General features: G+C 69.9%; 9 protein-coding genes. 5 read left to right on the top strand and 4 right to left on the bottom strand.

Annotated elements, in window-relative coordinates; all coding sequences use genetic code 11:
* Window positions 1-151 precede the first annotated feature (151 nt).
* On the bottom strand, window positions 152-1336 hold the full coding sequence (nadA, locus tag AB0M11_RS40250) for a quinolinate synthase NadA (protein WP_365713738.1): 1185 nt from the start codon (window positions 1334-1336) through the stop codon (window positions 152-154).
* Between the two features lie 231 nt (window positions 1337-1567).
* Between nadA and AB0M11_RS40245 the strand changes: the two genes are divergently transcribed.
* Window positions 1568-1924 (top strand): iron-sulfur cluster assembly accessory protein, encoded by a 357-nt coding sequence (locus AB0M11_RS40245; protein ID WP_030951236.1) that lies wholly within the window; start codon window positions 1568-1570, stop codon window positions 1922-1924.
* A gap of 75 nt (window positions 1925-1999) precedes the next feature.
* Here AB0M11_RS40245 and AB0M11_RS40240 read toward each other — a convergent pair whose 3' ends face one another.
* Entirely contained in the window at window positions 2000-3880 is a 1881-nt protein-coding gene (locus AB0M11_RS40240) for a hypothetical protein (RefSeq protein ID WP_365713736.1), read from the bottom strand.
* A gap of 105 nt (window positions 3881-3985) precedes the next feature.
* Window positions 3986-4195: a hypothetical protein gene (locus AB0M11_RS40235; RefSeq protein ID WP_365713734.1), complete on the bottom strand. Its 210-nt coding sequence runs from the start codon at window positions 4193-4195 to the stop codon at window positions 3986-3988.
* 133 nt (window positions 4196-4328) lie between these two features.
* Between AB0M11_RS40235 and AB0M11_RS40230 the strand changes: the two genes are divergently transcribed.
* The gene (locus AB0M11_RS40230; protein ID WP_365713732.1) at window positions 4329-5303 is read left to right on the top strand and encodes a carbohydrate kinase family protein; all 975 of its coding nucleotides are present in this window, start codon (window positions 4329-4331) and stop codon (window positions 5301-5303) included.
* 93 nt (window positions 5304-5396) lie between these two features.
* On the opposite strand, the gene AB0M11_RS40225 is transcribed toward AB0M11_RS40230, so the two are convergent.
* Window positions 5397-6776, bottom strand: coding sequence for an aminotransferase class V-fold PLP-dependent enzyme (locus AB0M11_RS40225; RefSeq protein ID WP_365713730.1), 1380 nt, complete (start codon window positions 6774-6776; stop codon window positions 5397-5399).
* Between the two features lie 329 nt (window positions 6777-7105).
* Here AB0M11_RS40225 and coxB point away from each other — a divergent pair, with 329 nt between their 5' ends.
* The 3 genes from coxB to AB0M11_RS40210 are packed head-to-tail and all read left to right on the top strand — an operon-like array spanning window position 7106 to window position 10193.
* Window positions 7106-8068 carry a cytochrome c oxidase subunit II gene (coxB, locus tag AB0M11_RS40220; RefSeq protein WP_365713728.1) on the top strand — a complete coding sequence of 321 codons (963 nt, stop codon included), beginning with the start codon at window positions 7106-7108 and terminating at the stop codon, window positions 8066-8068.
* The gene (gene ctaD, locus AB0M11_RS40215) at window positions 8065-9798 is read left to right on the top strand and encodes a cytochrome c oxidase subunit I (protein WP_365713726.1); all 1734 of its coding nucleotides are present in this window, start codon (window positions 8065-8067) and stop codon (window positions 9796-9798) included. The genes coxB and ctaD overlap by 4 nt, the downstream gene beginning before the upstream one ends.
* Entirely contained in the window at window positions 9795-10193 is a 399-nt protein-coding gene (locus AB0M11_RS40210) for a cytochrome c oxidase subunit 4 (RefSeq protein WP_365713724.1), read from the top strand. Before ctaD ends, AB0M11_RS40210 begins: the two co-directional genes overlap by 4 nt.
* The last annotated feature ends 39 nt before the right edge of the window (window positions 10194-10232 follow it).

Raw genomic sequence — 10232 nt, 5'->3', positions numbered from 1 at the left:
CCGTCAGCGAGACGCCCGCTCCCCTGGACACGTCGGCCGACGCCGCGTACACCGAACCCGTCGGTACCCGGCCGCCGCACTGCGCGGTTCCGTCTCGATCCGGCGCACCCCGAGCGGGAGTCCGGCTCGGGGTGACGGCCGGACCGCACGGCTACGGCAGCGCCAGCATCCGCTCCAGGGCGAGCTTGGCGAACGCCTCGGTCTCCTGGTCGACCTCGATCCGGTTGACCAGGTTGCCCTCGGCCAGCGACTCCAGGGTCCACACCAGGTGGGGGAGGTCGATGCGGTTCATGGTGGAGCAGAAGCAGACCGTCCTGTCGAGGAAGACGATCTCCTTGCCCTCGGGGGCGAAACGATTCGCGAGGCGGCGGACCAGGTTCAGCTCCGTGCCGATGGCCCACTTGGAACCGGCCGGCGCGGCCTCCAGGGCCTTGATGATGTACTCGGTCGAGCCGACGTAGTCCGCCGCCGCCACGACCTCGTGCCGGCACTCCGGGTGGACGAGGACGTTGACGCCCGGGATGCGCGCGCGCACGTCGTCGACCGAGTCCAGCGAGAAGCGGCCGTGCACCGAGCAGTGGCCGCGCCACAGGATCATCTTCGCGTCGCGCAGCTGGTCGGCGGTGAGGCCGCCGTTCGGCTTGTGCGGGTTGTAGACCACGCAGTCGTCCAGGGACATGCCCATGTCCCGGACGGCGGTGTTGCGGCCCAGGTGCTGGTCGGGCAGGAACAGGACCTTCTCGCCCTGTTCGAAGGCCCACTCGAGCGCGCGCTTGGCGTTCGACGAGGTGCAGATGGTGCCGCCGTGCCTGCCCGTGAACGCCTTGATGTCCGCGGACGAGTTCATGTACGAGACGGGGACCACCTGCTCGGCGATCCCGGCCTCGGTCAGCACGTCCCAGCACTCGGCGACCTGCTCGGCGGTGGCCATGTCCGCCATCGAGCAGCCCGCCGCCAGGTCCGGCAGGACCACCTTCTGGTCGTCCGAGGTCAGGATGTCGGCCGACTCCGCCATGAAGTGCACGCCGCAGAACACGATGTACTCGGCCTCCGGGCGGGCGGCCGCGTCCCGGGCCAGCTTGAAGGAGTCGCCCGTGACGTCGGCGAACTGGATGACCTCGTCGCGCTGGTAGTGGTGGCCGAGCACGAAGACCTTGTCGCCGAGCTTCTCCTTGGCCGCGCGGGCACGTGCCACCAGGTCCGGGTCGGACGGGGAGGGCAGGTCGCCGGGACACTCGACGCCCCGCTCGCTCTTCGGGTCGGCCTCACGGCCGAGCAGCAGCAGGGCGAGCGGAGTCGGCTGTACGTCGAGTTCCGTGGTCTGGGCGGTGGTCACGACACGCACCCTTTCTACTTTTCGTCGTTCTGACGCTATCTATCATAACCGCTTCACGTCACTTTGACGATGGCCATAGCGTCGATGTGACATCAATCCCGGCGCCGGGTATGTGCGAGCATGAAGAGGTAGGAAAACGCGAGAACGCGCACGCCGGCCCGGAATGAATCAGCGGACCCGCCGGTTGCACTCGTCGGCAAGCAGTCTCCGTACAACCCGGGAGAGATGTAGATGTCCGTATCGGACGAGACCAGCACCGCCACCGACGGCATCATCCTGAGCGACGCCGCCGCGGCCAAGGTCAAGGCCCTGCTCGACCAGGAAGGGCGTGACGACCTCGCCCTGCGCGTCGCCGTCCAGCCCGGTGGCTGCTCCGGCCTGCGCTACCAGCTCTTCTTCGACGAGCGTTCCCTCGACGGCGACGTCGTCAAGGACTTCGGCGGAGTCAAGGTCGTCACCGACCGCATGAGCGCTCCGTACCTGGGCGGCGCGTCGATCGACTTCGTCGACACCATCGAGAAGCAGGGCTTCACGATCGACAACCCGAACGCGACCGGCTCCTGCGCCTGCGGCGACTCCTTCAGCTGAGCCCAGGGCCGAACGGCACGAAGAAGGCGGCGGCTCCTCCTGGTGAGGGGCCGCCGCCTTCGTGCGCGTGGGTGCTCAGCCCACCTGCGGGTCGAGCCTCGTCGCCTTCTCCTTCGGGACGGCCCCGCCGTCCGTGCCGACCACCTTCCGGCCGTCCAGGGGGGCGTGCAGGCGGACCGTCTGGTGGTACTGCTTGGCGATCAGCACGCAGATCTTGTCCGGCCAGGGCGTCGCGGTCACCTTCACCACCACCTGCCCCGCGCCCTCGTCCGCCGTCGCCTTGTAGTCGGCGCACACCCCGCCGGTGAACGCGACGGTGAGGTCACGGCCGTCGGCCGTGTAACCGTCCACCTTCACGTCCTTCGGCGCGGCGCTCGGGCTCGCCGACGGGGTCGACGCCGACGCCAGGTACTTCGGGTCCACGGCCGGATAGCTGACGGTGTACGAGGCCGCCGCGCCGCGCACCTGGAACAGCCAGGACGGCACCAGGGCCTGCCGGCCGCCGACCGACTGCGCCGCCAGCCCGAACACCGCCCTGTCGATCACGGCCGAGGACGCGGACGGCGACGACGCGGCGCAGGGCTGCTCCAGCCGGTCCTTCAGCGGTACGGCACTGGTGCAGCCGCCGATGCCCATCCGGCGGCCGATGCCCGGCGCCGCGTTCAGCAGGGCCAGCGTCTTCGCGGCGCTCAGGACCGGATAGGTGGCGCCCTTCGCCGGCGTCGCCAGCAGCCCGTTGCCGCCGACCACCTCGCCCTGCCTGCTGACGGTCAGCCCGGTCGACCAGCCGTACGTCGGCAGCCCGCCGACCTCCGGTTCGGCGTTCACCACCCGCTGGGTGCCCATCACCTGGCTCGCGTCGAGCTTCGCGTCGTCCTGCCCGAGCGCCTTCAGCACCGGCGCCGCCGCCTTCTGTGCGGCGGCGACGCTCACCGGGTCCCCGGCCGGCGCCGCCGGGTCCTGCGCGCACACCGCGCCGGTCTTGCAGTTGTCGGTGCCGGGCGCGTAGCGGCTGTACGTCCAGATGCCCGGGGCGGTCCGGTTCACCTGGAGGCTTCCCCCCGAGCCGTCGTTGTCGGTGCCGACCTTCCAGAGCTGGCCCTCGGCCACCGGGGCCCCCTCGATACCGAGCGCCTTCGCGAGCGCGGCGACCCGGTCCCTGGAGACGTCACCCGAGGGCTGGTAGACGGCGGCCGAGCCGGGGCCGGCGGGAAGGCTCCCGCTCGCCCGGTAGGTCACGCCGTAGGGGTTCGGCTCGCCCGGGGCTATGCGGTTCCCGCCGGAGGAGTAGCCGTCGAGGGCGAGCGGCGGGGGAGTGGCACCGCCGGCCGTACCGCCGGAACCGGCGCCGGCACCGGAGCCCGAGCCGGTGTGCGCGGCGAGGTAGGCGCCACCTCCGCCGACCAGAAGAACGGCGGCGGCCACGGAGACGACGACAAGCACGGGCGAGCGGCGCCGCGCGCCGCCGAGATCATCACTGTCCGCCCCGGGCCCCGGAGCAGGCACTCCCGGCTCGGCGGGGGATTGCGAGGCCTGCGGGGCGGCCTCGGCCGCCTCCTCCGTTTCCGGGACTTCCGCCACGGCGTCCGCGCCGGACTTGGCGAGGGGCTGGGCGTCGGCTTCGGCTGCTTCGGTGTCCACCCCGGCTTCGGTGTCGGCCGCGGGCGCGGGGCCGGGCGCCGGTTCGTGAGCCGGGCCGGTCGCTTCCAGGTCGGTGGGGGACTCCGCGGGCTCCGGGGCGGCCTCGGTGGCCTCCTTCGGTTCCGGGACGTCTGGTACGGCGTCGGCGGCGGACTCCGCGAGGGGCTGGGCGTCGGCTTCGGCGGCCTCGGTGGTCGTCTCGGCCTCGGCGGTCGCGTCGGCCTTCGGCGACTCCGTGGACTGCTGGTCCTCGGGGGGCTCCCCGGTGCTGCCCGCGGCCGCGTCGTCGTCGTTCTCGGGTCGCTCGCTCTTCACCGCATCGCTCCTTGCCGTGTCGTATCCCGCCTCCCCTTCACAGGGGACGGCGGTGGGACGCGGGAGCGGGGCGCGCGGTTCCCGGAAAACGCGCCGGGCGGAGACTCAGTCCCCGTAGTCGGACATCGCGTCCAGCAGCCTGGCGGACTTCTTCGGCACGGTCACCCCGTGGATGAGTGACGGCGACACCGGACGGGCATCGCTGTGATCGGGAACCGCCCAGTGCCGGGCCATCCGGGCGCAGTCCCCGCGCAGCGAGGCCAGATCGCCGTCGAGGTCGGCCGGAGCGGGGGCGTGGACCTTGAGGTTCGTCATGACGGAACCGTAAGCACGCCGGGTGCCGCGAAGAAAGATCTACTATCGGGTAGTTTTGGCACCTTCAGCGGGCCCACGACGACCCGGTAGCGTTAACTGTCAATAACGCCTCCCCCTCAGGAGAGTCCCAGCCGTGCGCATCGCAGTCACCGGCTCCATCGCCACCGACCACCTCATGACCTTCCCCGGCCGGTTCGCCGACCAGTTCGTCGCGGACCAGCTGCACACGGTCTCGCTCTCCTTCCTGGTCGACAACCTGGACGTACGCCGGGGCGGCGTCGGCGCGAACATCGCGTTCGGCATGGGACAGCTCGGCACCCGGCCGATCCTGGTCGGCGCGGCGGGCTTCGACTTCGACGAGTACCGCGCGTGGCTCGACCGCAACGGCGTGGACACGGAGTCCGTCCGCATCTCCGAGACCCTGCACACCGCGCGCTTCGTGTGCACGACCGACGCCGACCACAACCAGATCGGCTCCTTCTACACGGGCGCGATGAGCGAGGCCCGGCTGATCGAGCTCAAGACGGTGGCCGACCGGGTGGGCGGACTCGACCTGGTCCTGATCGGCGCGGACGACCCGGAGGGCATGCTCCGCCACACGGAGGAGTGCCGGGCGAGGAACATCCCCTTCGCCGCCGACTTCTCCCAGCAGATCGCCCGGATGAACGGCGACGAGATCCGGACACTGCTGGAGGGCGCGACGTACCTCTTCTCCAACGAGTACGAGAAGGGGCTCATCGAGACGAAGACCGGCTGGAGCGACGAGGAGATCCTCGCGAAGGTCGGCCACCGGGTCACGACGCTGGGCGCGCGGGGCGTGAGGATCGAGAAGACCGGCGAGGAGGCCGTCGAGGTCGGCTGCCCCGACGAGGAGCGCAAGGCCGACCCCACGGGCGTGGGCGACGCGTTCCGCGCCGGGTTCCTCTCCGGTCTCGCGTGGGGGGTCCCGCTGGAGCGGGCGGCCCAGGTGGGCTGCATGCTGGCGACTCTCGTCATCGAGACGGTGGGCACCCAGGAGTACCAGCTGCGGCGCGGGCACTTCATGGAGCGGTTCGCCAAGGCGTACGGGGACGAGGCGGCGGAAGAGGTTCGCGGGCACCTGGTCTGACGTCGCCGGGTGCGGGTGCGGGTGCGGGTGCGTGGGGGCTGGTCGCGCCCCGCGGCGGAGCCGCGTACGGGCACAGCCCCGCGCCCCTTCAGGTCAGGACACGCGCCGGACGACGAAAGCGGCCCCTCGTTCCGCCTTCTCCTCACCCACGTACTCCTGGCCCCGCATCTCGCACCATGCGGGGATGTCGAGTCGTGCGGCCTCGTCGTCCGACAGGACCCGCACCCTGCCGCCCACCGGCACGGTGCCGATGACCTTCGCGAGCTCGATGACCGGGATCGGGCACCGCTTGCCCAGGGAGTCGACCAGGACCTCCTCGGTCTGCGGCACGGCCGCCGTCGACACCGGCGCGCCCAGCTTCTCCCGCACCCCCGCCACCACCCCCGGCAACACCTCCAGGAACCGCTCCACATCCTCCTCGGCCGCCCCCGCCGGCAGCGACACCCGCACGTTCCCCTCGCTCAGCACCCCCATCGCCTTGAGCACATGGCTCGGCGTCAGCGTGCTGCTCGTGCAGGACGACCCGGACGACACCGAGAAGCCCTCCCGGTCCAGTTCGTGCAGCAGCGTCTCTCCATCGACATAGAGACAGGAGAAGGTGACGATCCCTGGCAGCCGCCGCTCGGCGTCCCCCACCACCTCCACGTCCGGAACCGACTCCGGCACCCGCGCCCGGATCCGCGCCGTCAGCTCCCGGAGCCGTACCGCCTCCTGCTCGGCCTCCGCCCGCACGGCCCGCAGCGAGGCCGCCGCCGCGACGATCGCCGGCAGGTTCTCGAAACCGGGTGCCCGTCCCGACTCCCGTTCGTCCGCGGCCCCTTGGACGGCGAACCGCACCCCTTTGCGGACGACCAGCAGCCCGACCCCGCTCGGCCCACCCCATTTGTGCGCACTCGCCGCCAGCAGCGACCAGCCGCCCGGCACCCGGCCCCACCCCAGCGACTGCGCCGCGTCCACCAGCAACGGCACCCCGGCCGCCCGGCACACCTCGGCCACCTCCGCCACCGGCTGCACGGTGCCCACCTCGTGGTTGGCCGACTGGAGGCAGGCGAGTGCGGTGTCGGGGCGGAGCGCGGCGGCGTAGGAGCCGACGTCCACCGCTCCCGTCCGTGCCACGGGCACCTGGCTCACCTGGCCGCCCTCCGCCTCGAACACCTCGGCCGAATGGAGTACCGAGGAGTGCTCGACGGCTGACACGATCAGGTGACGTCCGGTCCGGCGCCGCCCGGCCAACGCGCCCGCGACGCCCGTGTGTACGGCACGGGTGCCCGAGGGGGTGAAGGTCAGCTCGTCCGGTCGGCACCCGACGGCCTCGGCAGCCGCCTCCCGGGCGGCGTCCAGCAGCATCCGCGCCTTCCGCCCCTCACGGTAGAGACGAGAGGGGTCGGCCCACCCGTCGTCCATGGCGGCCAACAGCGCCTGCCGAGCGACGGGATGGAGTGGGGCAGCGGACGCAGCGTCGAAGTAGGACACACGGCAACGTTAAAACGTCTTCGGGGTCAGCCGACCCAGGGGCGCTAGGGGCACCCCCGGCCGAAGGCTGGGGGAGGACCTGCGCGAACAGGCCCCCACGCACCTGCAGCCGCGCACGAAACCGCACCAACCCGAGCTATTGGGCGCCCATTCCCACCCCAACCGAGTGACAGGCGACGCGTATGCCCCCCTCCCCGCGACCCCCCGAAGGGCGTCGGCTAGGGTTTGGTCCGCATAAACATCCAAACCCCTGCCCGACGCAGGGCGGCGACCGACCAGCGAGAAGGCCGCAGCCGACCGCGCGGGCGAGACTCTCGGGAAGGCGCTACGTGAGTCCCAACGGCTCCGACCGCTCGCCGCGGCGCCCGATGCGGCGGAAGCTGCTGCAGGCAATGACCGCGGGCCTGGTCCTGGCGACCGCTACCGGTTGCACATACAAGGACTTCCCCCGCCTTGGTATGCCCACCCCGACCACGGAAGAGGCTCCGCGGATCCTCTCCCTGTGGCAGGGTTCCTGGGCCGCCGCGCTCGCCGTCGGCGTGCTGGTGTGGGGTCTGATCATCTGGAGCGCCATCTTCCACCGGCGCAGCCGCACCAAGATCGAGGTCCCGGCGCAGACCCGGTACAACATGCCGATCGAGGCCCTGTACACGGTGGTGCCGCTCATCATCGTCTCGGTGCTGTTCTACTTCACGGCCCGCGACGAGACGAAGCTGCTCAGCCTCACCGACAAGAAGCCCGACGTCACGGTCAACGTGGTCGGCTTCCAGTGGAGCTGGGGCTTCAACTACATCACGCCCGTCGACGGTGTCACCGGCGACGCGAAGACCGACAAGAACCTGGACGCCATTCCGGACCGGTTCAAGAACGAGTTCCCGGCCAACGCCGGCGGGGTCTACGACGTCGGCACGCCGGGCACGAGGAACCCGCAGACCGGCAACCCCGGTCCGACGCTGTGGCTGCCCAAGGGCGAGACCGTCCGCTTCGTCCTCACCTCGCGTGACGTCATCCACTCCTTCTGGGTGGTGCCGTTCCTGATGAAGATGGACGTCATCCCGGGCCACACCAACGCGTTCCAGGTGACTCCGAACCAGGAGGGCACCTTCCTCGGCAAGTGCGCCGAGCTCTGCGGCGTCGACCACTCCCGGATGCTGTTCAACGTGAAGGTCGTCTCGCCCGAGCGTTACCAGCAGCACCTCAAGGACCTCGCCAAGAAGGGGCAGACCGGTTACATTCCCGCCGGCATCGCGCAGACGAGCCACGAGAAGAACCGGGAGACGAACAACCTGTGAGCATCCTCAACGAACCCCAGGGTGCCGCGGCAGCTGAAGGCTCTTACGCAGATGAGCTGCCGGTCAGGCGCAAGCAGCCCGGAAACGTGGTCGTCAAGTGGCTCACCACCACCGACCACAAGACCATCGGAACGCTGTATCTGGTCACGTCGTTCGCGTTCTTCCTGATCGGCGGTGTGATGGCGCTGCTGATGCGCGCCGAGCTCGCTCGCCCCGGTCTGCAGATCATGTCGAACGAACAGTTCAACCAGGCGTTCACGATGCACGGCACGATCATGCTGCTGATGTTCGCGACGCCGCTGTTCGCCGGCTTCACGAACTGGATCATGCCGCTCCAGATCGGCGCGCCGGACGTCGCCTTCCCGCGGCTGAACATGTTCGCCTACTGGCTCTACCTGTTCGGCTCGACGATCGCGGTCGGCGGCTTCCTCACCCCGCAGGGCGCGGCCGACTTCGGCTGGTTCGCCTACTCGCCGCTGTCCGACGCCGTCCGCTCGCCGGGCATCGGCGCCGACATGTGGATCATGGGTCTGGCCTTCTCCGGCTTCGGCACCATCCTCGGCGCGGTCAACTTCATCACCACCATCATCTGCATGCGCGCGCCGGGCATGACCATGTTCCGCATGCCGATCTTCGTGTGGAACGTGCTGCTGACCGCCGTCCTGGTCCTGCTCGCCTTCCCCGTCCTCGCCGCCGCGCTGTTCGCGCTGGAGGCGGATCGGAAGTTCGGGGCACATGTCTTCGACGCGGCCAACGGCGGAGCGCTGCTCTGGCAACACCTCTTCTGGTTCTTCGGCCATCCCGAGGTGTACATCATCGCGCTGCCGTTCTTCGGCATCATCTCCGAGGTCATCCCGGTCTTCTCCCGCAAGCCGATGTTCGGCTACATGGGTCTGATCGCGGCCACCATCGCGATCGCCGGCCTGTCCGTGACGGTGTGGGCGCACCACATGTACGTCACCGGTGGCGTCCTGCTGCCGTTCTTCTCCTTCATGACCTTCCTGATCGCGGTCCCGACCGGTGTGAAGTTCTTCAACTGGATCGGCACCATGTGGAAGGGATCGCTGTCCTTCGAGACACCGATGCTCTGGGCCGCCGGCTTCCTGATCACCTTCACCTTCGGTGGTCTGACCGGTGTCATCCTGGCCTCGCCGCCGATGGACTTCCACGTCTCCGACTCGTACTTCGTCGTCGCCCACTTCCACTACGTGGTCTTCGGCACGGTCGTCTTCGCGATGTTCTCCGGCTTCCACTTCTGGTGGCCGAAGATGACGGGCAAGATGCTCGACGAGCGGCTCGGCAAGATCACCTTCTGGACGCTGTTCATCGGCTTCCACGGCACGTTCCTGGTCCAGCACTGGCTGGGCGCCGAGGGCATGCCGCGCCGGTACGCCGACTACCTGGCGGCCGACGGCTTCACCACGCTGAACACGATCTCGTCGATCAGCTCCTTCCTGCTCGGCCTGTCGATCCTGCCGTTCCTCTACAACGTGTGGAAGACGGCGAAGTACGGCAAGAAGGTCGAGGTCGACGACCCGTGGGGCTACGGGCGCTCCCTGGAGTGGGCGACCTCCTGCCCGCCGCCGCGGCACAACTTCGTCACCCTGCCGCGGATCCGCAGCGAATCCCCGGCGTTCGACCTGCACCACCCTGAGATCGCCGCCCTGGAGCAGCTGGAGCACGGCCACGCCGCCGCCGCTGTCGCGGGCAGCAAGGAGGCCGGCAAGTGAAGATCCAGGGCCGCTTGTTCGTGTGGCTGAGCGTCTTCGTCCTCGCCATGGCGATCGTCTATGGCGTGTGGTCGAAGGAGGCGGCCGGCACCACGGCGCTCTTCATGGCCTTCGGCCTGTGCATCATGATCGGCTTCTACCTGGGCTTCACGGCCTCGCGGGTGGACGCCGGTGCCCAGGACAACAAGGAGGCCGACGTCGCGGACGACGCCGGCGAGATCGGCTTCTTCAGCCCGCACAGCTGGCAGCCGCTCGCCCTCGGCGTCGGCGGCGCGCTGGCCTTCCTCGGTGTCGCCGTCGGCTGGTGGCTGCTGTACTTCGCGGCGCCCATCATCCTGATCGGTCTCTTCGGCTGGGTGTTCGAGTACTACCACGGTGAGAACCGCACCCAGTAGGCACGCGCCGAGCGCACCGGGAGCCCGGACCCTCCGTCA

It is taken from the genome of Streptomyces sp. NPDC051987, from assembly GCF_040680735.1.
Taxonomy (GTDB): domain Bacteria; phylum Actinomycetota; class Actinomycetes; order Streptomycetales; family Streptomycetaceae; genus Streptomyces.
This window is presented reverse-complemented; position numbering and strand designations above follow the sequence as displayed.